Source organism: Enterococcus pallens ATCC BAA-351 (assembly GCF_000407485.1).
In the GTDB taxonomy this organism is placed as follows: domain Bacteria; phylum Bacillota; class Bacilli; order Lactobacillales; family Enterococcaceae; genus Enterococcus_A; species Enterococcus_A pallens.
The window spans coordinates 460,469-483,878 of sequence record NZ_ASWD01000002.1 but is presented as its reverse complement, the minus strand read 5'-3'; the positions used below and the strand labels follow the sequence as shown (position 1 = coordinate 483,878).

General features: G+C 39.1%; 18 protein-coding genes. 15 read left to right on the top strand and 3 right to left on the bottom strand.

All coding sequences use genetic code 11. The features are described from left to right. Nucleotides 1-231 precede the first annotated feature (231 nt). The 11 genes from I588_RS08890 (at nucleotide 232) to I588_RS08840 (ending at nucleotide 14,580) form a co-directional block, all read left to right on the top strand. A complete protein-coding gene (locus I588_RS08890; RefSeq protein WP_010755371.1) occupies nucleotides 232-1,140 on the top strand; it encodes a helix-turn-helix transcriptional regulator in 909 nt (302 codons plus the stop codon). 15 nt (nucleotides 1,141-1,155) lie between these two features. Then, nucleotides 1,156-1,461, top strand: coding sequence for a YciI family protein (locus tag I588_RS08885; protein ID WP_010755372.1), 306 nt, complete (start codon nucleotides 1,156-1,158; stop codon nucleotides 1,459-1,461). A 19-nt stretch (nucleotides 1,462-1,480) separates the two neighbouring features. Further along, the gene (locus I588_RS08880; RefSeq protein ID WP_010755373.1) at nucleotides 1,481-1,789 is read left to right on the top strand and encodes a YciI family protein; all 309 of its coding nucleotides are present in this window, start codon (nucleotides 1,481-1,483) and stop codon (nucleotides 1,787-1,789) included. Between the two features lie 466 nt (nucleotides 1,790-2,255). Then, complete coding sequence (locus tag I588_RS08875) at nucleotides 2,256-5,621, top strand: SpaA isopeptide-forming pilin-related protein (protein ID WP_010755374.1); 3,366 nt, start codon at nucleotides 2,256-2,258, stop codon at nucleotides 5,619-5,621. Then, the gene (locus I588_RS08870; RefSeq protein ID WP_010755375.1) at nucleotides 5,618-7,207 is read left to right on the top strand and encodes a SpaA isopeptide-forming pilin-related protein; all 1,590 of its coding nucleotides are present in this window, start codon (nucleotides 5,618-5,620) and stop codon (nucleotides 7,205-7,207) included. Before I588_RS08875 ends, I588_RS08870 begins: the two co-directional genes overlap by 4 nt. Continuing rightward, nucleotides 7,197-8,915, top strand: coding sequence for a SpaH/EbpB family LPXTG-anchored major pilin (locus I588_RS08865; protein ID WP_010755376.1), 1,719 nt, complete (start codon nucleotides 7,197-7,199; stop codon nucleotides 8,913-8,915). Before I588_RS08870 ends, I588_RS08865 begins: the two co-directional genes overlap by 11 nt. A gap of 97 nt (nucleotides 8,916-9,012) precedes the next feature. Then, on the top strand, nucleotides 9,013-10,104 hold the full coding sequence (locus I588_RS08860) for a class C sortase (RefSeq protein ID WP_010755377.1): 1,092 nt from the start codon (nucleotides 9,013-9,015) through the stop codon (nucleotides 10,102-10,104). Nucleotides 10,105-10,305: 201 nt separating this feature from the next. Continuing rightward, nucleotides 10,306-10,602, top strand: coding sequence for a LytTR family DNA-binding domain-containing protein (locus tag I588_RS08855; RefSeq protein WP_245569549.1), 297 nt, complete (start codon nucleotides 10,306-10,308; stop codon nucleotides 10,600-10,602). A gap of 5 nt (nucleotides 10,603-10,607) precedes the next feature. Further along, nucleotides 10,608-11,018 carry a hypothetical protein gene (locus I588_RS08850; protein ID WP_010755379.1) on the top strand — a complete coding sequence of 137 codons (411 nt, stop codon included), beginning with the start codon at nucleotides 10,608-10,610 and terminating at the stop codon, nucleotides 11,016-11,018. A 147-nt stretch (nucleotides 11,019-11,165) separates the two neighbouring features. Continuing rightward, nucleotides 11,166-11,762, top strand: coding sequence for a winged helix-turn-helix domain-containing protein (locus tag I588_RS08845; RefSeq protein WP_051130043.1), 597 nt, complete (start codon nucleotides 11,166-11,168; stop codon nucleotides 11,760-11,762). 445 nt (nucleotides 11,763-12,207) lie between these two features. After that, complete coding sequence (locus I588_RS08840) at nucleotides 12,208-14,580, top strand: leucine-rich repeat domain-containing protein (RefSeq protein WP_010755381.1); 2,373 nt, start codon at nucleotides 12,208-12,210, stop codon at nucleotides 14,578-14,580. Nucleotides 14,581-14,797: 217 nt separating this feature from the next. On the opposite strand, the gene lpdD is transcribed toward I588_RS08840, so the two are convergent. The 3 genes from lpdD to I588_RS08825 are packed head-to-tail and all read right to left on the bottom strand — an operon-like array spanning nucleotide 14,798 to nucleotide 17,268. Continuing rightward, on the bottom strand, nucleotides 14,798-15,211 hold the full coding sequence (lpdD, locus tag I588_RS08835; protein WP_034692330.1) for a prenylated flavin chaperone LpdD: 414 nt from the start codon (nucleotides 15,209-15,211) through the stop codon (nucleotides 14,798-14,800). Continuing rightward, complete coding sequence (locus tag I588_RS08830) at nucleotides 15,204-15,773, bottom strand: UbiX family flavin prenyltransferase (protein ID WP_010755383.1); 570 nt, start codon at nucleotides 15,771-15,773, stop codon at nucleotides 15,204-15,206. Before I588_RS08830 ends, lpdD begins: the two co-directional genes overlap by 8 nt. A gap of 16 nt (nucleotides 15,774-15,789) precedes the next feature. After that, on the bottom strand, nucleotides 15,790-17,268 hold the full coding sequence (locus tag I588_RS08825) for a UbiD family decarboxylase (RefSeq protein ID WP_010755384.1): 1,479 nt from the start codon (nucleotides 17,266-17,268) through the stop codon (nucleotides 15,790-15,792). A 365-nt stretch (nucleotides 17,269-17,633) separates the two neighbouring features. Here I588_RS08825 and I588_RS08820 point away from each other — a divergent pair, with 365 nt between their 5' ends. The 4 genes from I588_RS08820 to tkt are packed head-to-tail and all read left to right on the top strand — an operon-like array spanning nucleotide 17,634 to nucleotide 23,297. Beyond that, nucleotides 17,634-19,697 (top strand): BglG family transcription antiterminator, encoded by a 2,064-nt coding sequence (locus I588_RS08820; RefSeq protein ID WP_010755385.1) that lies wholly within the window; start codon nucleotides 17,634-17,636, stop codon nucleotides 19,695-19,697. A gap of 11 nt (nucleotides 19,698-19,708) precedes the next feature. After that, nucleotides 19,709-19,987 (top strand): PTS sugar transporter subunit IIB, encoded by a 279-nt coding sequence (locus I588_RS08815; protein ID WP_034692519.1) that lies wholly within the window; start codon nucleotides 19,709-19,711, stop codon nucleotides 19,985-19,987. Nucleotides 19,988-20,007: 20 nt separating this feature from the next. Then, nucleotides 20,008-21,282: a PTS ascorbate transporter subunit IIC gene (gene ulaA, locus I588_RS08810; protein WP_010755387.1), complete on the top strand. Its 1,275-nt coding sequence runs from the start codon at nucleotides 20,008-20,010 to the stop codon at nucleotides 21,280-21,282. Nucleotides 21,283-21,317: 35 nt separating this feature from the next. Next, nucleotides 21,318-23,297, top strand: coding sequence for a transketolase (tkt, locus tag I588_RS08805; RefSeq protein WP_010755388.1), 1,980 nt, complete (start codon nucleotides 21,318-21,320; stop codon nucleotides 23,295-23,297). Nucleotides 23,298-23,410 lie beyond the last annotated feature (113 nt).

The following is a 23,410-nucleotide window of genomic DNA, read 5'->3' as shown; positions in this document are numbered from 1 at the left end:
TGCTTGTCAACTTAGCTAAGAGTTAAAAAAGGAGAAAGCAAAAATTATTTTAACCTATCTATTTAAAGATATTATTCTGTGCTTAAAGATGAATGGGAATAAATGAGCTGAGATGCGAATTGGCAAACAATAGGAAATTAAGTGGGATTTCTTGTCGGAAATTTTCAAATGCGACAGCTAGTTGTCATATTAGGTATGCTATGATTTTTTTTAAGAAAAGGAAGAAGAGCCATGCAAATTGAACGTTTAATACGAATGATTTTCTACTTAATGGATCATGAACAGGTGACCGCAAAGGAACTGGCAGAACAGTTTAATGTTTCGACAAGAACCATTTATCGAGACGTTAACACACTGACTCTGGCGGGAATTCCTATCTTGTCTTCCAAAGGGACAGGAGGAGGGATTTCTTTACTAGAGGGGTACATGTTGGATAAATCCTTGCTAACCAAAGAGGAGCAGCAAAATATTTACCACGGTCTTCAACTGCTTCAAGCAACCCACTACCCAAATACAGAGGCAGCAATCAGTAAGATTGGGGCAGTCTTTCAAAATGTGCTGCAGCCGCAATGGTTAGAGGTTGATTTTTCTTATTGGGGCAGTGATGATACTGAAAAGATAAAATTATCGGATTTGCAATATGCAATTTTAAATAAGCATCTTATCTCCTTTGACTATGTAAATTCTGAATTGCAAAAATCTCAGCGAATCATCGAGCCCTTGCGGTTAGTATTCAAATCCCATGCCTGGTATATTGTCGGCTATTGTCAAAAAAGAGCGGAAACAAGAGTTTTTCGGCTTTCCCGAATAAAACAGTTAGTGGTACAACGGGAAACCTTCACTAGAGAATTATCGCGAAAGTACTCGATGAAATCACCAAAAGCTCAGGAAAAGCTGACCAAGCTGCAGCTGAGGTTTTCACCAGAGGCAATCCATCGATTATATGATGAATTTGCTGAAGACCAATTAAAGGCAGCTGAGGACGGCAGTTATCTAGTGGAGTTTGAAGCGGAGGTAAATCATTGGATGGTTCATTACTTGCTTTCCTTTGGCAGCCAGGTGCAGGTTCTGTCACCAAAAGAAGTGCAAAGAATGCTAAAAGAGCAAGCATTGATGATTGTTCATATGTATGAAGATTAGAGGAGTGAAAAGTAAATGGAAAAATGGGTCTACGCTATGTTTATTGAAAAAACCAAAACCTACAATCGTTTGACAAAGGCTGAGGTGGAAAAGCATGTTGCGCATCTGCGAAAGCTGGATGAAGCTGGCAAGTTAGATTTTTGTGGTGTTTTTAAAGGATATCCAGGTGTCGCCGGCATGCTGCTGCTTAAAACCGATAGCTATGAAGAGGCTGAAGAGCTGTGCAAGCAAGAGCCGTTAGTTATCGGCGGGTACGCCAAGTACAAGTTGAAAGCACTGCGGGTAGCTGATAAGGAAAACAATTATTTGTTTGGCAATTAAGGGAGGAGACGGAAAACAAATGAATGAACAAAAGATGTTGTATGCAAGAACAGATTACAAGCTCGATGAAAGAGAAGTCACCGAAGAGGAAGCCATGGCTTCAATGACGTATCTTCAGCAGTTGGCCAATGAACGCTATTTATTGGCTGGAGTATTTGGAAATATGGAAACCGAGGAAGTAGATGGAGCGATGATCCTTTTTGAAGCCGAGGATTTAGCAGAGGCTCAACGAATTTCTGATGAAGATCCGATTATTAAAGGCGGTTTTTATCGTTACGAATTGAAGTGTTGGAATTTGATGGTCTTTCCGACGAACGACAAGCAATAATCTTATTTAATAGAAAGAGGAAGCAAGGTTTTAGCTATTCCTTCTGAAGTTTATACCAAAACTTCAGAAAGAATTGTTTGGCCTTGCTTCCTCTTTTTTTGCTTAAAAGAGTTTTATAAGTCAAAAAAGAAAAGAAGTGATAATAGAAAATCAATATTCACTTTTTTAAGTTATAGAAATACTTGGAAATGATTTTTGGTTATTAAATTTAACCTCTTATTCCAAAAAAATGCATGTTGTACAAATCATATTGTTACCAAAACTTTGTAGAAATATAATGTAAATGAATAAAAATAATTTTTATCTTTGTTAATCGTCAGTTAAGAATATTTATCTAAGTTTATTGGGTATTTCTTCAGGGTACTATTTTTGACTAAAAAATGAACATGATAAAAATAGGAGGTGCTAAAGGGAATCAACTATTTTAAGTGAAGGTGACGAAAATAAATGACGAAAGGAGGAAATCATGAATAAGTGGAGAAATCGCTGCTGGACATTGTTTTCTCTCCTGTTAATGTTGCTTTCTATTTTTCCGCTGGGAACATTGGCAGAAACCAAGCAAACCGCAGCCAATCAACCAGTCAAAGAACTAAAGTTAATGGATTCTGCTGGAAATCCATTGGCTGCAACAATTGAACCAGAAGAGACTATTTTTGCTCAATTTACTTTAACCATTGAAGAAGATGCGGATTGGTCACTACAGTTACCGACAGAGATTCTGGCAACGGATCAAATAATATTCGAGCAAGAGAATAGCCTCATTTCAATCGAGAATAATTGTTTAAAGGTACAAAATAAAAATGGAGCAAAACAAGTATTGAAAAAGCTCAGTTTTGAATTTGTATTAAGGAAGCAGGCCCTTAAAGGCTCTCATTTAACGTTGAATTTTTTTGATCAATTTTCTTTTCAAGTAGCATTTAAAGCATCAAAGGAAGCCTCATTAGAAAAAAAGACACCCCAGATTTTATCTGAAGAAATTGGCCCACAGTCAGGATCAGATAAGACCAGCTTAATGAACAATCTTTGGATAAAAGATATCTATATTGTCAGAAGCGGTAATACTAAAGAATATATTGTTCAAAATTATGTCCCGGTTGACCCGCAACCAACAGTAAAAGTTGGTGATGGGGTTTACTTTGATTACACGTTTAGTGTTCCACAATCTGCACATTTGGGAGCTGGGGATTATATCTATGTTGATCTGCCGGAAGAATATTTCAGATTCTCAGCGATTAACAATACAATGCCCTTTATAGAAAGTCAATCAAATGACGTGATTGGCGAGATTTCACTTGTGGATTTCAGTGGAGACAAAAAGTTGAAAATTACCTTCAATGATAAGGTAGCTGAAAATTGGAATGGGCTGAGTGATTGCTACCTCACAGCTTATGGTATTGCCAGTGTGGAAACTGACTCAGGAGTGATTGAAGGATCTGAATCAAGCGAATACCCGATTGTAATTGATCCTAAACCAGGTGAGTCAAATCCAGGTAAACCAATCGGAGACTTGTCAACAATCACTAAAAATGGTGGAACCTATGTTAACAGTAATCAGGTTTATTGGACGATTAGTCTAATGATGGATAATTATAAAAAAGCCTTAGAAGGAGACACACCTGACTTCTATCAAAATGTTTATCTGGAAGACCAGCTGGATGAATCCTTAAGTAACCTAACCTATTCGATTTACATGAATATTTACACTGTAACCGATGATGGAAAAATGGCGAAAGATCCTATTGGACAGGTGCAGTTGGCTGGAACTGACGGAGTAAATACCTTAAGCCCACTGCAACTAAAGACACAAGGGAGCCTACAGTCGAATGAAGACTTTGAACAAGAGATTCGTAATCATACCTATCCTTGTTATGGAGTTACCCGTTCCAACAAGCTGGTGATAAATTTAAGAAGCTTTCCCAACCTAACCAACGATCGAAGTAATGGCCTGCTGTTATTTGGTAATGCTGCTGGCAGTGCCAAACAAAGAATTTGGAAGGTGATCGCAGATGCCGTTGTCTCTGAGAAAATTACAGCAGTACAAGGTGAAAAAACACAAGAAGCCTATGAGCGCTATTTTTCTCACGACAGTGGTGGAACCTATGATAATTATCCCTATGGGTTAAACATTCGTTTAAATGCAGTCACTTCATTGGGAGAAGGTTCTGTAATTGAGAATAAAGCTACCGTTTTTTGGGAAAATAATACCGCCGGTGAAGAGGGTGAATCCAATAAAATTACCATCAATAACTGGGGCGGGGGAGCAACCCGTGTGCCTCCCACAACCTTCCGACTGAAAAAAATGGACAATGATACCAAAGTAACTCTGAAGGATGTTGAATTCAAATTACAACGGGAAAAGACCGGTGAACCAGGGGTTTATGAGACCATTACAAACGGTGTGAAGAAAACTGATGCGAACGGTGTCTTGCTTTATGAAAATTTGACGGATGGGAACTATCGCCTAATTGAAATGAATAACCCTGATCCGAGGTACACAGAGAAGCTAACGATTCTGCCGCCAGACGGTGTCGGTGAAGAAGGAATCTACTACTTCACAATTAATAGTACTGCCGCTGAAGGAATCGCAGTTAGTGCTTACAATTATTTGGCTAAGGGGAAAATTACCTTAATCAAAAAAGATGCAGATACCGGTGAGCAGTTGAATAATGCCCAGTTCACTCTGATGAAAAAGACTGGTGAGGAACTGGTTCAGCCACAGGTGTTGCTGACAACTGGGAAAAATTATTTGTATCAATACAATGATACAACCAGCAGCTACGAACTGGTTGAAGATTCTGTGCCAGGGATAAAAGGAAAGATTACTGTTTCCGGTTTGCCTTTAGGTGAATATTATTTCCAAGAAGAGGCGGCACCAGACGGCTATACCTACGATGATGATGGGAAATCAGATATAGGTGAAATTAGTGTAGATGGTGAAACGGTCAGTGTGACTAGAGAAAATCGACCAAAGGCTGGGAAATTGAAACTAACCAAGCTGGCACCAGATGGTAGTAAATTAAATGATGCCGAATTTGAATTGTATGCAGTAGCTGAGGGGACTAGCGAAACAAAATTGGGAACCACCTTCGTAACTGGTAAAACATATACCTATGAGTACAATTCAGTAACTCAAAAATATGAATTCAATGAAAAGCCTGGTGTTAACGGCGAATTAAACATTTCTGGATTGCCATTAGGTAAGTATTATCTTAAAGAGGTGCAGGCACCAGAAGGGTATAAGATTTCAGGTGATGGAAAAACTGAGGTAAAGGAAATCACAGAAGATGGCGTAACGATCACCTATGAAGTCACCAATGAAGTAGCTGAAGGAGCGGTGACTTTAAAGAAACAAGATGGGAATTCCAATAAGACTTTAAAGGGAGCCAAGTTTAAGGTAGCTGTTAATGCTGCCGGCACTACCTGGTTTGCTGATGAAGAGCTGGAGGTTGGTGATGGAACGACGGCTAAAGGAACCTATAAGGCTGTCAAAAGTGGCAGTACCTGGAGCTTTGTGCCAGACACTACAGTTGTCACACCTGAGGGCGAGCTGGTGATCACCAATTTGCCGGAAGGAACCTACTATTTTGTTGAAACAAAGGCCCCTGATGGGTATGTACTTCTGCAAGAAACAATTAAGTTCATCATTACTGGTGGACAAGAAGCTTCAGCGAATCGATTAGTTGTTGATAATTATCCTAAAGGAACCTTGCCTGAAACTGGCGGAAATGGGCCTTGGGTAATTATCGGGATGGGTGTATTGCTTGTTTTTGTATTCTTCCTTTATTTAATGAAGGAAAAGCTGACTCGAAAAAAGGCAGGTGATGGAAGATGAAGCTAACACGGATTCTCTCACTGCTTTTTCTATTGACAGTCGGCATATTGAGTTTTCAACCAGCTACGGCATTTAGTGCCGAAAATGCTGAATTAATTCTTCATAAGCGGGTTTTTACAGATGCTAATCTGCCAGAAGAAGTGAATCAGGCTGGAGGGCTGGGAGATTCAGAACTGCTGAAGGATTCTTATGGCATAAATGGTGCAACCTTTGGCATTTTTGAGGTAAGCGAATATGTGGCTTTCTTAACACACTCCCAGCAGCTCTCGTTAGATGAAGCAAAAAAACAGGTCATGGATGAGGCAAAGGTGTTGCGCAGTGATTTACTCATTTTATCGACACCATCTGATCCTGATTTTTCTAGGGTTCAAGCACTTTATCCAGGCATTGAGCTAGTGAAAAGGGAACAGACCAAAAGAGGACAGATCATAGATGCAACCGGTGCTAATTTAACAGAAGACGGCATTATCTCAGTTTCTGTGCCGAGGTATCAAAACCAAGAATCATGTCTGTACCTAATTATTGAACTTGAACTAAGTGAACAGCTTCAGACCGATCAAGCAGGCTATGCGAGTTATCTTTTGGTAGATGGTGCGCTCTTAGAAAAGCAGCCTACTCATTTGTATACTAAAAACTTTACTTATGCCAGAGAGCCTTATTTTTTGAAGATGGCTAAGGAAATTAATGGTCAAACGAGCCCTTTGAAGGGTGCTCAGTTTGTCCTTTCGAAAGTACAGCAGGGTGAGAGGTTTTATTTAAGAAATGGTTCGGGAGCAGTTAGTGAATGGCTTTCAGCAAAAGACGTGGAAACCTCACCATTGACAGATTCCAGAGTTAAGAAGCTAGTGTCTCAAAATGATGGTGTTGTCAGAACCGATGTTGGTCTAAAAAGCGGCGACTATTTAATTGAAGAGGTAGCGACGGTTGACGGGTATGAGATCTCAGCAGAAGCACAACAAATTAGGGTGAAGATTCCTAGTGATATGCAGCAGCCGATCTTGGTCAATGGTCAGCCGTTAGCCTCGTTAGTAGAAAAGGAAAAGCTGCCGATTATTTACAATGAACCAGCTGGTGGCAGGAAATACTTCCAAAAGGTTGATGAACAGTCTGGCAATGCCTTGGCAGGAGCTAAATTTGTCATTTGCAACGAAGAAACTCACTATTTGACGCAACAAGGGGAGTGGGTATCGGCCGAGTATGGGAATCAGCATTTTGACGAGCTTCAGGTAATCACCTCAGATCAGGCTGGAAATTTTGAAGTTGGTAAACTTGCTTATGGGAAATATGCGTTGCTGGAAATTCAGGCACCCGAAAATTATTATTTGCCAGAACAGCATTTTATTTCTTTTGAGATTAACGAAACGAGTGACGAAGTGAATGAACCGCTAAAAATAGTCAATAAGCGACTAGATCGGCCAACATTGCCGGGAACACAAGGGACGACGAGTATTCAAACATTACCTAACCGTCGTCTGCCGCAGACCGGTACGGATCAATCCCTCTATTTATTGGTAATTGGCGGTATGTGTATTTTTTTAGCAGTCATTTTAAAAAAGAAGAAAAGGGGCATGAAAGATGAATCGTAAAAGAATAGTTATGGGGTTCGTAGGTCTGGTTTTTCTGCTATCTAACTTTATTGGATTAGGCAGTCAGATTGTGGCTGAAGCAGCACCAACCAATGTTGATGTAAATATTTATAAAGGGGCGTATGACAGTGTACCGGCGGATCGTCAAAATACTGGGGAAAAAGATGAAACCTGGCATACTGCGGCTGGCGGTCGTCCGCTGAAGGATGTAGAATTTACCGCTTATGATGTGTCAGCCAAATTTTATGAACTGGCCGCTGCTGACCCTTCTAAATCAGTTAATGACTTAAGAAATGAAATCGCGGCAATGACTGCAACGGCAGCTGGTGGTGTTCAAGTAGGAACGGCAAAAACGACTGATGCAGCTGGTCATGCTAAATTTACTTTACCAGACAAGGTGACCATTGGTTTAGAAGAAAAAGATGCAGTTTATTTAATCGTTGAAACGAAGGCACCAAGCAACGTAACAGTAAAAGCTGATAATATGGTCGTTGTGTTCCCGGTTTACAAGATGAATGCGAACGGCACACCTAGTGACACCAAACTAACTGAACTATTTTTATATCCTAAAAATGCTCAAGAGGATAAGGTTGAAGTAAAGAAAGAGAAAGAAATCAAAGATGATTTTACAGTAGGGGAACCAATCGAGTATCAAATTACCTTCACTGTTCCAGTGGGGATTGATGGCTTAGCAAATAACGATCCAACAAATCCAGTTTATCGTTACACGCAATTCTTCCTGCGAGATGAATCACAGCCGAACCTGCATTATTTAGACAATCAAGGATTATACGAAAAAGATGCTACCACGGGCGCTTTAACTGCCATTAATGATGTTGATTTTTCTGTTGTTGAGGATCCAACAGACCCACCTGCTCCGATTAATAATGGCTACGATAATATCTGGTATGTCTTCTTTAATGGAGAAAATGACTTTGCTGAACAAACACCTGATAATGTAAAATTAGGTGCTTATGCCGGGAAAACTTTAGTCTTCAAATATCGTATGTATTTAGATGAAACCACGGTTCCGGATACTTGGATTGATAACCAGGCGACTCTTCAATATGAAAACAATCCATCAGAGGGTCTGCAAACACGTCCGTGGACTGGTGATGATGTAATCACGTATGGCCGCCGCTTTGAAAAAGTCGATCAAGACAATGGTTCTTCTTTAGTTGGAGCTGAATTTATTGTAAAACGTAAAAACAATGGTGTTGTGGAATACATGATTGCTAAGGCAACTACGTCAAGTCCTTCACGTTGGTCTACCAATAAAGATGACGCATTAGTATTAACTTCTGTAACCGGCGGACTATTCACCGTAACTGGATTAGAAGGAACAGTCAGTCATGATGCAAGCGGAACTCCCCTGCAACTAGAAACAGCTCCAGGAAGCGTTTCTGTGGGTGATCCAAGTCACCCTGCAACAGTAGGCAAACCACTGGTTCAATACTGGTTGGAAGAAACCAAAGCACCAAATAACAACTATGTAAAAATTGAAGCGGATATTCCATTTACAGTAGATTATAATACCTATACTACAACAACTGCTGTTGGCAGTGAAACAGAAGTAGAAAACAAACGTAAAGGAACATTGCCAGGTACTGGAGGCAATGGTATTTACGGTATTATTGCGGTAGGTGCGGCAGCCTTACTAGTTGCTGGGGTATACTTCTCACGTAATAGAAAACCAGCTAAAGACTAATTCTGTTCAAAGGCAACAAGGAGAAGCCGAGAGATTAATCATAAATGATTTGTATCTCGGCTTTTTTATTTTTTAGATAAAGGGGCGCAGGAATTCCATGAAAAAATGGCAAAGAAAAATCATGATTGATGGTCTGATGATACTGATATTATTTTTTGGCTTGGGTACCATCGCGTACCCTTTTCTAGGAAATGCATTCATGGCTTACCGCGATCAGCGGATTATTGAACAAGCGCAAGAAAAAGCCAACAAAGCGGATCAGACCAATATAGCTGCCTATCAAAAGAAAATGCAGGAAGAGAATGACAAACTGGCGTTGGAGGGAATCAATGCCGGAGCGGATCCCTTTATCGAGAGCGCAACGGAGGTTGATTTTTCGAAGGAACCTGATTATTTAAGTAGACACACACTTGGCGTTATATCTATTCCTAAAATCAATGTGAGTTTGCCTATTTTTGATCGAACAACTGAACTCTTTTTAGCACATGGCGCTTCCTTATTAGAAGGCACCTCTTATCCGATTGGCGGGCAAAATACTCACTCGGTAATTTCTGCTCACAGAGGATTATCCAATGCTAAATTCTTTTCTGATTTGCCGGAGCTTCAGAATAAGGATCAATTTTACATCGAAATCGGTGCCAATGTATTTGCTTATGAAGTAATAAATATTCAAGTAATCCCACCAGAAGAAACCGAGCACCTTAGAATTGAGGAGGGCAAAGATTTAGTCACCTTATTAACTTGCACACCTTATATGGTTAATTCTCACCGCCTATTAGTTAAAGGGGAACGTACAGAACTTCCTGCAAAGGCTAAAGCGCAGCTGTCAGCTTTAAAAGACAAGCAAAAATGGATCCTGAGCTTATGGTTATTAGGTCTAATCGTTGCTATTGGGTTCATATGCTGGCTATTTTGGCGAAGAATTAAAAGGCAAATCATTATTCATCGCAAGTATACTCTATACATTCCGCAGGTTAAGAATCATTCACTCAAACTTTATAATCGTAAAAATTCATCCTCCACTGATCAACCGATTTCTGTAGTATGTCCGGATCATGATAATCAGTTAATTTATGAAGGTTTATATGGAGGAAAATATACATTAATTGGATCTAATAATGAAGGTTATCTGTTATGGATAGATAAGGTTGGTCAACATTTTTTTCTTATAAAAGAATATAAAAAATAATTTAATGCGAAATGTTTAACTTTTTTGTATACTATTATATAGGTGGGGGGAGGTTTTTCTATCAAAATTGAAGTTAATATAATCGATCAAGGAGAAGAAGAACTTTTCCTGAAAATAAAAACATTGGACGAAGATATTTTAAAATTAATTAATACTCTACAATTAAAAAATGAGTGTCTATGGGTCAGTAAAGAAGGCGACATGCGAAAAATAAGGCTGAGTGATGTATATTACTTTGAAGCAGTCGAAAAAAAGGTATTTTTGTATACAAAGGATGAAGTGTTTGAAATAAAGGAAAAGCTCTATCAGTTGGAGGAGAAGTACGAGGATACTCAGTATATTCGAGTTTCCAAATCAGTCATTCTCAATATTGAAAAGATTGAATTGATTTGTCCAACCTTTAATGGGCGTTTGATTGTCAGGTTGAAGAATAATGAGCAGGTTTCTATTTCAAGGAAATATGTTCGTAATCTCAAGAAACAATTAGGAATGGAGTAGTAAACATGAAAATTACAATGATTATCCGCGAACTACTCATCATGTTCTCCTTCATTTTTACCTTAAGTACGCTATTTGCGTTGTTAACAGGGGCTCATCTAACAAATAGCAGTATTGCTTCCATCGGTATTTTTTCTTTTATTTTGAGTATCGGCTGCTGGATCTTCTATATTGATCGGATTGTCGACTTCTTGGGTGTTGGTATTGTACAGTTTATTTATATTTTGTTTGTTTTCCTCACCTTTGTTTGTTCAAATTATATATTTGCATGGCGAGTACCGATTCTTATTATGGGAGTCGCCTTTGTTGTTATGATAATTTCTTTTTTTATAGGAAAATGGATTTTGTTCAGTATTAGTATGAAGCTGACACAACAAATGAACAAACGTTTAAAGAAAAAATTCCATTCAAAGTGAAGGGGGGAATGAGAAAAAATGATATCCGTGCTATTTTTGTCAAAAAATGTATTAGTTGAGAAAACACTCCAAAGTAAATTACAACGATTAAACTATGAAGTTCTTTGCTCGCCGCGTATATTTTATTTACTAATGGAGAAAACTGAGATGACAGAGGTAATCAATTATTTTGACTATATTATTCTCAGTGAAACGATCTCGGAAGAAGAAGTAAATACAGTGCTGGCTTCTTTATTAAATAAAACAGGCGTTATTATCAGGAAATTCGAGAGTGTTCCCGAAAATGAAGAAGCTTTTTATATGGAAGGCATCGCTGACTGGATTAGCGAGGATCTTTCGACTGAGACTATTCGTGAAAAGCTGTTCCGATTGAGCAATCAATTAAGTCCCCCGAGTGAGGGCTTTAGCATCCAGCGAAACATGGGAATGCAATTGCCGAGAGAAAAGAAACCGTTAAACACATTATCTTTATCCCGGCTGGAGCGGTTAGCTTTAGAAAAGCTGTTTCACTCAAAAGGCCGTGTGGTTTCGCGAGAGGAACTATGCCATTACTTGTGGGGAGAACCAACGAGTAATTCCCATTTGTCTCAGGTTTCCTTGCTCATGCGGAAGTTAAGAACTGCTTTTGAACGGGAGGGAATCGAAGGAAAAACGATTGAAACTTGCTGGGGAGAAGGGTATGCTTTGATGGATACTATCTATGAACATTATACAGCGAATGAAGAAGTTCCCGAGCCTCTTTAGCCAAGAAGAACGCTTGAGTATCTATTGTGTTTATGGGTCAGGGGATAGATTGGAACAACCGCCGCCCAATTTTGGATATGGCCGCCATTCCATTTGTTGTATACGTAAATATAGCAGCTTAAGGAGCGCATTTTCAATAGGAAATGCCTCTTTTTTTTGTGGTGTTTGTTTACACTAAAAAAACTTCAGGATGCCGGTCTTTCTACAAAAGCAACGGTCACTTCACCAAGAGCCAAGCAGCAATTTTCCTAGCGCACTTTCTACTATTTTACAAAATCGTCTTGCCATTTCATGCACATTCTATTATGATAATTCTTACGAGAGAATATTAATTTTGAGTTATTTTCTTGGTTTTAATTGTTCATTCATGCTGTTTTAACTTTGTTTAAAAGTTATTCGGCGTGTTTGTAACTTTTTTTCGATGAGATGGTGGAGGGGAAATAATATGAAAAAAGCACATGTTTTTATGACAGCATTGATACTTTGCTCGCAAGCACTGGTTCCTGTTGCAAGCTTTGCTGAGGCGGCACCTGATTCTTCAGGTAATCACCAAGAAGCAGTATCAGAGGAATCAGGAGAAAAATCGAATAAGCAAATAGCCGCTTCAACGGCTGGAGAAAGTCAACTCCCTAAGGACACAAAAGCAACAGAAGAGACTGTGAATAGTGAGAAGACTCAAAAGAATACAGAAAATAAAAAAGCGGAAGTGCTTGCTGAAAAAGAGTCCTCCATTGATTTATGGATGCCTGATAAAAATTTGCAAGCAATTGTAGCCGAAATTCTAGGCAAAACAGACTTCACCCAAGAAGATATGCTGAACATCACAAGTGCGTCTATTGATAACAAGGAAATTTCTAACGCGCAAGGTTTGTCCTATGCAAAAAATTTAACCTATTTATCAGTAACAAATACCGACTTATCACACACACGCAATTTATCTGAAATTGGTACATTATCAAAGCTGGAAACAATCGTTGCAACTGGGGACAACTTGTCAGACATCTCCTTTGTAAAGAGTAACCAGCTCACCTCGTTAAAATCTGCGGATCTTTCAAACAATGTATTGACGAATTTGAATAGTATTGCCGGGATTAAGCTGCCTAATGTTGAACGGATCGATGTATCAAACAATTTATTAAATGACATTTCAATTATTGAGAACGTCGATGTGCCTAAGCTAAATACCTTATTGGCTTCACACAATCAAATTACAGATATTTCACCCATTGCTAAGTCGACCTTAACGAACTTAGTAACGCTTGATGCCAGCCATAATAAGATTACTAACGTCGATGCTTTTGCCAATGCAACATTTACTAAGTTGGAATATTTAATTGTTAACGATAATCAAATTTCTGATATCTCTGTGATGAAGAATTTGAAAGACCGCTACCCGAATTTACGTGTTTATCAAGTAGATAATAATCATATTTACAGTATTGAATTTATGGAAGGCTACCAATTGAATTCAAGTACCTCAGCCATTAATCAAACCTATGAAAAAAGTATTTCGTTACTCAAACCAATAGGGCAGAATACGAAGCAATTTGAGATTGCGGTACCAATTACTTCGTTAGATTATCAATATGACAATTCAACAGGGTACTATTCTGGCACACCCGATCCAACAGCCAAAACCTTAACTTTAGATAATTTAACGGGCATGTCGGCCGTGAAATTAACAGATGGTACAGTCAAGCCTGTGGAAGGTAGTACAACTAGTGTTCAAAGTTTTATTATCGAAGCAGATCAAACCAATTTGCCGTCACAGCTGCACTTTACTTGGCAGGGAGCTCAAGGGCAATACAGCGGCAGCGGAATAATCAATATTGAATGGTTAGATCCAAAAGCGCCGGTTATTGAAGCGAGTGATCGCACAATCTATGTAGGAGAATCCTTTGACGCGCTGAAAGATGTTTCTGCCTTTGATCAACAACCAGATGGCTCTGCTAAAGTAGATTTAACGGATAAAATCGAAGTATTAAGCAATAGCGTGGATGCCAGTAAACCAGGCACCTATACAATAAAATATGGTGTAACTAACGCCTATGGACTAACAGCCACCAGCATTTCGACAATCACCGTTTTAGCAAACAAGCAAAAGCTTACTGGTGAAAATTTTACTATGTATGTAGGAGATCCAGAACCCACTGCCGCTGATTTTCAGGCTAGCGCAACAGACAAGGATGGTAAGCCTTCCGAGGTTAGCGTTGACTTAAGCAAAGCTGATCTGACTAAGGCTGGAGAATATGTAGTGAGCTTGACAAGTGCAGATGGCCAAGCAAAAAATGTAAAATTAATTGTTCTACCTAAAAAGGATCTGCCATTACCATCGATCGAAGCCGCTGATAAAACGATGTATGTTGGAGATAAATTAACTGAAGAAGACGTCCTGTCTTGGGCTAAATTCACGAATGCAGAAGGATTTGTGACAGGATTTGATGTAGAAGGAGAAGGGATACCGATTTCTACCAGCAATGACACGCTGACCAAAGCTGGAAAATACAAAATTACTTATTATGTTGAAGACAAGTCTAAAAACACTAAATCCCATGTAGTAGAAAAGGCAATTACGTTAACCGTTTTGGATAAACAACAGGCGGATACAGCGGATCAAAATACGCCAACAGGTACAATAAAAGCAGGAAATTCCTCAATGATACCATCTACTAGTGTGCCAAGTACGGTATCTGCCAATAAAGCTTTTCCGAAAACAGGAGAACGTTCAAATCAGTTAGTTACAACGATAGGGATAATCATGACAGCTCTATCAGCTGGATTATTTATTTGGCTGAAGAAAACAAAAAGAACGAACTAAGCAGAAGCCTAATTAAAATTTTAGTCAGCAATTTAAAAAAAAGTGCTAAAGCTCGATTCAATCAATCGGATGCAATAGAATTTTACGAGCATGCTTGCATATAAAAAAGGTCACCGCTCAAAAAATCATGTTTTAAACGATTTTAGAGAGGTGATCTTTTTTTATTGTTTGAGGAAGTCAAAATTTTTCACAAACAGCAAAGCTTAACGAGTGTGTATCAGGATTTATTTTGGTAAATAGGATCCTTTGAAGTAAAAGGAGTTCTCTTTAGCCAGTCCGCTAGCTGCTGGCCTAAGTCAGCGGCCATGTCAAAGGAAGCTGAGATTTGTTCTGGAGTAATTCCATCAACATGAACCCCAGAGGTAATTACGCAATTTCCTGGAAGAAATGGTGTAAGGATCTCCAGAATCTTTTCTGCTAAAACATCATCTTTATGGAAACGACCGCTATGACTTTCAAAGCGAATGGTTTCTTTCTGCTGCTTAGTTGAGAAAGTCGTTACTGTGCCAATGTGAGGGGTGTCTCCACCAGTCAAAGTGATCAGCAGATCTCTGCCAATCTGTTTAGCTTCAGCCGACATCGTAAAATCGGCAAGCTGAGTTTTTACGACTGTATGATTCATGTTAAGCATCCTTCCAACGACCAGACAACTCATTATCAATCTGCAAGGCATCCAACAGCTTCATGGTTTGATGATGCACCAAATCCTGAATTGTTTGCGGCTGATTGTAAAAAGCTGGAATCGGCGGAATAATTTGCACGCCCATTTTAGCTAATTTCGTCAAATTTTCTAAATGAATGGCATGCAACGGGGTTTCTCTGGGAACCAAAATCAGCTTGCGTTGCTCCTTTAAGGTGACATCGGCTGCTCGGGTAATCAAATTGTCGGCTAAGCCCATCGCAATGGCTCCAACCGTTCGCATGCTGGTAGGAACGATCACCATTGCATCCACTAAAAAAGACCCGCTGGCAATCGAAGCCCCTAAATCCTTAACTGAGTAATGATAATCCAGTAAATCATATACCTCAGTCAAACTCATGTCAGTTTCAATTTTCAGGTTTTCCTTAGCCCAGTCACTAATCACTCCATGGGTCTCAATTTCAGGATAATTCTTCAATTCCTTCAACAAATCCAACGCATAAACAGTACCAGAAGCACCGGTGATTCCAATGACGATCCGTCTTTTTTTCATCCAAAACCCTGCTTTCCTATTTCAAATATTTTTCCCAGTCCGGGACTTCTTTAAATTGGGCCCGAATAAATTTATCCTTTAGGTCAAAAGGAACAGTGCCATCTAAAATCGTTTTGGCGCTCATTCCACGGAAACGAATCACACCTGGGTTGTATTCAGGAATTTCTGACGGATCCAACGGATGATTCCGCATGCCAGGCAATACAATAATGTCCTTATCGCCTTGGAAGCGAGTGTTCAAGGTCCACATCACATCGTTCATATCAAAAATATCCACGTCATCATCCACTAAAATGACCGTCTTTAATTCTTTGAAGGCGGACAAAGCTAAAATCGCCGCCTGCCGCTGAATGCCTTCATCAGCTTCTCGCTCCTTACGAATTTGCAGGATACTCATTAATTTACCACCACCAGCAGGGGGATTGTAAACATTCACTACTTTTCCGGGGATGGCTTTTTCCACTAAATCTAAAATACTGGCTTCAGTAGGAATTCCTGCCATCGATACATGCTCTTCACTTGGTCCAATCGTTGTTTGCATAATGGGATTGTCTTTGCGATGAGTAATCGCCTTAACTTTTACGACATTTACGGCCGGATTCGCATCACCGTTATAGCCAGGGAATTCCGGCATAGCATGTCCGGTGTTAGTGTGCAAATCCTCCTGCATCCGTTCATTCGGCAAAATTTCTGCTTCAATAATAAATTCCGAGCGAGCAATGCCCACTTCATCAACCGTGATACTGTCGACTAACTGTACTGGCTGATTACGTAAAGCTCCAGCGATCCACAATTCATTATAGCCAAGAGGAGTAGTTGGCGGTTCAAAGGTTGTACCGATGGAGATGGCTGGATCAAGTCCGATATTGATCGTAATCGGCATCGGTTTATTTAGTTTCTCGTATTGCTCTTGGAAATGACCAATGTGGCGTCCACCTGGCATGACATACATACCAATCGTGTCTTCGTCTTCTAGGACCATCCGGTGAATCGTGACATCACTCATCGTTTTATCCGGATCAGAGCCTAAGACTATCCCCATGGTAATGTAAGGCCCAGCATCTTGCGGCGTATTTGTCGGTGCCGGCAAAATCTTACGAATATCAAATCCTTCATCTGTAGCTAAATGAACAACTTCTTGTGCAGGAGCCTCTTCTTTAGAAACCTTCACGGGCTTGATCGGATTCGCTACGGATTCCTTCAACAATCGACCAAGATGCCGATAATCATAATTTAAAATTTTTCCAACCCGTTTACGGCTGGCCATGATACCGATTGTCACGCGCGTACCGGGAAAGCCCTTGACGTTGTTGAACATCATGGTTGGACCTTCTTGAGTTGGCCGCATCACGGTACCACCAGATCCAATGTAGCGGTAAGCACCAGCCAGCTCTGAATCAGGGTCGACTTCAACATACGTTTCATGGTAAGCACCAGGCTCTTGTTTTAATTCCTCTAAGACTTTGCGCAGATCATACAATTCTTCTTGGCTCATCTGTTTTCCTCCTAATACATTTCTTCTCTTTTATTGTATTCTCCTTGATTGATAGAAAACAAATCGTATTTTAAAAAGAAGTATTCCGAAATGGAATATGTTCCTAGAAGAGAAGAGTATAATTTTTATGCTATTCGTTCTAGTAATAATGTATTTTTTGAATGATTTTGACAGGGATTTATTTTCAGATTAATCTGACATTACTTCGTATAACCTGAAATAGATAAGAGCTATTTAAAGGTTGAAGGATAGCGCTTTAAGCAACTTCAGTCTGATAATTGTTCTTGAAAGTGACAAAAGATGAACTTAATTAAGATTGATTACTGAAAGCGTCCACATTATATTGTGAGTAGGAGCTGAGGTCAATGATAGATAATCAGGATTTAGCAATTCTTCATGAAGTAACATTTAGAAATGAAAGGAGTCTAGAAGAGCTAGAAAAAAAGTTCGCCTTAACTAGGAGGCAGTTGACGTATGCAATAAAAAAGATAAATGAGATTTTAATGGACAATCAGCAAACTGAGATTCGGATTACTGGTAGCAGTCTTAGTTTAGCTAGAGAAGCAGAACGATATCTGCAAAAGTATTTGCTGGAACTCGAAGTTTTTGATGATGTTTATCATTCAAAAGAAAACCGACAATTAATGATTTTGCTCATGTTATCTTGTTCACTGGAGTACATCTCTTTGGATCATTTGATAGTTATGCTGGAAAGCAGTCGCTCCACTGTCTTAAATGATTTAAAAGAGGTCAAAAACCAACTGACAGAAAACAATCTAAAAGTGAACTATACTCGAGCGAAAGGTTACCATTTGTTAGGCAAAGAAGAAGATATTCGCTACATGATTATGAAAAAAGTAATTACCTGCTTGCATGAAGACAATGGGGAACTTTTTATTGAAAGTTTTTTAAACAAACACCTTAAAATTAGCTATTTAGATTTTGAAAGAAAAATTCTTAAGGATAGCCAAGTGTACGATATCCATTTCTTTGAAAATAAGCTTAAGGAGTTTACCTATTGCTTTGTATTGCTGAACCAAAGATTCAAACATTATGCTTTAGCTTCAGACTATGGAAACGACCTATTTGATTGTAAATCGAATGAATATCAATTCAGTCAAAGCATTTGTAATTATTTCGGAATAATAGAAGAGCAGAATATAAGCTATGTAACGGCCTGGATTTTAGGCTTGTCAGTAGGAGATATTACAAAACAAACTAAAGATAGATCAATGATCAAAAAGATTGTTCAGCGCTTAGTAACTAGATTTGAAAATCTAGCGGGCATTCGATTTTTAAATGAAGAGGCTGTTGTTAAACGACTATATGAACACGTTCGATCAAGCTATTACCGAATCTTTTATCATCTACCAATCGTTAACCCTTTAACATCAAAAATCCAAAAAGAGTACGCGGAAATGTATTGCTTAGTTAACGAAGCGATCCGACCTTTACAGCCATTGTTCAAAAGGGAACTTCCAGCGGATGAGATTGCTTTTTTAACAGTCCATTTTGCTGCTTCAACCTTTGAAGAAAAAGAAGAGCAGGTCAAGCGTAGTCGAGGACTGGTTTTGTGTCCAAGCGGTATTGGAACATCGATCATACTTTTGAAAGAGCTTGAATCGCTTTTTCCCTGCATCGAATTCATTGCACAAAATCTGCATAAGAAGAGAGAACTTTCAGATTTTGATATTGTTTTTACTACAACCATTACGTCAGATATTTTGAGCATAGATATTCCCTTCATTGTCGTCAACCCAATCATGACGTCGAAAGAAAAATTTGAGTTGATCGGTCGAGTCTATGATTTGATCAGCGATGATTCGCTTATCGATCCTAAGGTAAGAGACATTCTGAAGGTGGTAAAAAAATATGTTAGTTATGAACAATACGAAAAAATTGAAAGTGAGGTACTAATTCAATCAGGTGAAACAAATTCACGCATAATAATTGAAGAGGGAGGTGATTATCCATTGTTGAGTGAAATTACTAATAAGGAGTTAGTAAAGCTTGGTGTGGAGGCTTCGAATTGGGAGGATGCAATTAGAAATTCTACACAAGTACTTGTAGAAAATGGCAAAGTTTCACCAGGTTATATTGATGGAATGATTCAAACAACAAAAGAAACAGGACCCTATATAGTGATTACAAAACATGTCGCCTTGCCTCATGCCAGACCAGAAACAGGAGCTAAGGAAATAGCAATCAGTATTGCTACATTAAAACAACCAATTGAATTTGGGAATGCTGAAAATGATCCAGTAAAGTATATTTTTGGGTTAAGCGCTTTGGACAATCAAACGCATTTAACAGCAATGGCTGAATTAGCAGAGCTGTTGGACCAGCAAGAATTTTATGAAATACTGGATAATGCAAAAAAACCGGAAGAAATCATCGATTTTATTAAAAAATTTGAGAGTGAGGAGTAAAGATGAGTGGAATGAAAAAAGCATTAATTGCCTGTCGAACAGGAATGGGCTCAAGTATGATGTTAAAAATAAAGGTGGATCAGGTTGTGAAAGCCAATCAATTTCCTCTGGAGGTTCAGCACAGTACCTTAGATGACGTAAAAAGTTTCAAAGGAGATTTACTTATCACGATGTCGGATGTAGCGGATGAATTGAAAGGTCAAGTGCCTTATGTGATCGGAATAAAGAACCTGATGGATAAAAAAGAAATTGAATCCAAGCTAAAGGAGTTTTTTGATAATAAGGCTTAAAAAAGTAAGGAGGAAAATCAATGGGTGTTATCAAGGTTTTAGTATTTGATTTACTGTCTTCGGCACCAATCTTAGTTGGGGTGATTGCATTAACTGGATTGGTTTTACAAAAACAACCCGCAGACAAAGTAATCTCTGGGACATTAAAAACAATTGTTGGCTTCTTAGTATTTGGTGTTGGTTCTGCCGCAGCTGTAACATCATTGGACAGTTTTCAAGCATTGTTTGCAGAAGGATTTGGCTTAAAAGGGGTGCTGCCATTAGCTGAAGCAGTGACTGCTCTAGCACAGGATAAGTTTGGTACAACTGTATCAATGGTTATGCTGCTTGGTTTTTTGTGTAATCTTCTAGTAGCCAAATTTACACCACTAAAATATATCTTTTTGACAGGACAGCATAATTTATATTTAGCCGCGCTATTAACTATCATGTTTAAAGCATTGGGCTTGAGCAATACGCTAACAATTGGATTAGGGGGTGTATTTCTTGGAATTTGCGCAGGGTTATTTCCAGCTATTGCACAGCCCTATATGCGAAAAGTTACTGGTGATGATGAATTAGCGATGGGACACTATGTTACCGTTGGTTATGCTATTTCAGGATGGATTGGATCAAAGGTAGGTAAACCGGAAGACAGTACCGAAGATTTAAAGCTTCCAGCGTGGCTGACTATGTTCAAAGATTATGTAGTGGGAGTTTCAATTACGATGGTTATATTCTTTTACATCGCCGCAATTGCAGCTGGCAAAGGTGCTGTTGAAGAATTATCCGGAGGAGTGAACTGGCTGGTTTATCCGTTGTTCCAAGGTTTGAGCTTTGCTGCCGCCTTGTATGTAATCATAACCGGCGTTCGTCTGTTTCTGGGAGAGATCGTCAGTGCATTTGTTGGAATTTCAGAAAAGCTAATTCCAAATGCTAAACCAGCGTTAGATTGCCCAGTAGTTTTCCCTTTTGCACCAACTGCAACAGTCATCGGCTTTTTAGCAGCATATGCCGGTGGGATTGTTACGATGATTATCATGGGCTTGATTGGGACGATCGTTATCATACCTGTAGCTGTTCCTTATTTCTTTATCGGAGCAACTGCGGGAGTGTTTGGTAACGCTACTGGCGGCTGGAAAGGCTGTATCGCAGGTTCCTTTGCAGTAGGGATATTAATTGCTGTTGGCCCAGCATTAATTTACCCAATTATGGAAAACATAGGATTAACCGGAACATCCTTCCCAGAAACAGACTTTAATATCGTCGGGCTGCTTATATATTATATAGGTCAATTATTGCAAAGTGTATTCTAAATTTCAACTATATTAAACATAATGGAGGAAATTGAATGAGTAAAAATATTGATAATAAATCTGTCGCTACAATGAGAAATTTAGTAGTAGATAGCGTAGAGAATGCAAATCACGGACATATGGGAGCGCCTTTGGGATCAGCTCCGATGGGCTACGAGTTATTTAGACATCACATGAATCATAATCCTAAAAATCCCCAATGGTTTAATCGCGATCGTTTTGTTTTAACATCAGGACACGGGTCTATGCTACTATATTCATTGCTGCATTTATCTGGGTATGATCTTTCAATGGATGACATTAAACAATTTCGTAAATTAGACAGCAAAACGCCAGGTCATCCAGAAGTATTCCATACACCTGGAGTAGAAGCAACTACTGGACCATTAGGGCAAGGATTTTCAATGACAGTTGGCTTGGCAATTGCCGAAGCGCATTTGCGGGATCGATTCAATCGGGATCAGTTTAATGTCGTTGATCATTTTACCTATACGATTTGCGGTGATGGCGACTTAGAAGAAGGCGTTGCTTTAGAATCTGCAGCAATTGCCGGAAAACTAGGTCTTGGTAAATTAATTGTTCTTTATGATTCAAATGACATCACTTCGGATGGACCGCTTACTCAATCAGCTCATGAAGATATTCAAGAAAAATTTAGAGCAATGAATTGGCAAACACTTTATGTAAGTGATGGCAATAACTTAGAAGAAATTTCTGCCGCGATTGAGGAAGCTCAATCAGAGTCTAAAAAACCAACATTGATTGAAGTCAAAACAATTATTGGTTTTGGTTCAACCTTACAAGGGACAGAGAAGATTCATAGTAACCCAGTTGGAACTGAAGAAGCCAAGAAGATTAAAGCAGCGATAGGCTGGGAATATGAAGATTTCTTTGTACCAGAAGATGTAAAAATGAACTTTAACGAAATTAGTGTACAAGGTGAAAAATCCGAAATGGCATGGAATCAGCTAGTAGGAGAGTATCAAAAGAGTTATCCAGAATTAGCAGCAGAATTAGAGAAGATAATTTCAGAAAAATTTGAGGTTACTGAAGCGGCATTAACGCCTTTCGAGGATGAAAAGATGGCCACTCGTACAGCTAGTGGGAAAATGTTAAATCGAATTTATAAGGATTTACCAATTTTAGTTGGTGGTTCAGCTGATTTAGCTTCTTCCAATAAGACAACCATCGAAGGTCAGCCATTTATGGATGAAGAAGCCCATGATGGGCCTAATATTTATTTTGGAGTTCGTGAGTTCGCAATGGCTTCAATTTGTAATGGGCTTACTTTACATGGAGGCCTGAGAGGTTATTGTGGGACTTTTCTAGTCTTTTCTGACTACATGCGTTCAGCAATTCGCCATTCTGCTTTAATGGGTGTGCCAGTAACTTATATTATGACTCACGATAGTTTGCAGGTAGGACAGGATGGCCCAACGCACCAACCAGTTGAACATTTAATTTCCTTAAGAGCAATGCCTAACTTGGTTGTCTTTCGTCCAGCAGAAGCGAATGAAACGGTTGTAGCATGGAAGCTGGCAGCAGAATCGAAGGATCGGCCTTTCTTAATCGCATTAGGGCGTCATGACGTTCCAGTTATTGCAGAGGTTGACTTTGAGGCAGCAGAAAGGGGCGCATATATATTATCAAAAGATGCAGATGAACCAGATTTAATTCTGATTGCGAGCGGTTCTGAAGTTGAGATGGCCATACTTGCCAAAGAACAGCTAGCTCAGCATAAAGTAAATGTCGTTTCCTTCCCTAGCTGGGAGCTATTTGATGCGCAAAGTGACGAATACAAAGAATCCGTTTTGCCGAATCATATTGTTAACAAGTTATCGGTAGAACTAGGATCAACTATTGGCTGGTCGAAATATGTAGGAGAAAAAGGAAAATCATTAGGGGTAGAACAATTTGGTAAATCAGCCCCTGCAGGAGATTTGCTAAACGATTATAACTTCACAGTGGAGCGAATTGTTAAAGAAGCCCAACAGTTAATTGAAAAAAATAAATAGTAGAACAGAGCAGAACATCAAGTGAATAATCTTGGTGTTCTGCTTTTTAAAATGGATATTTAAAGAGCAGAAAAATGAAACCATATTTTTATAACCTGTTTGACAAGAAAAAA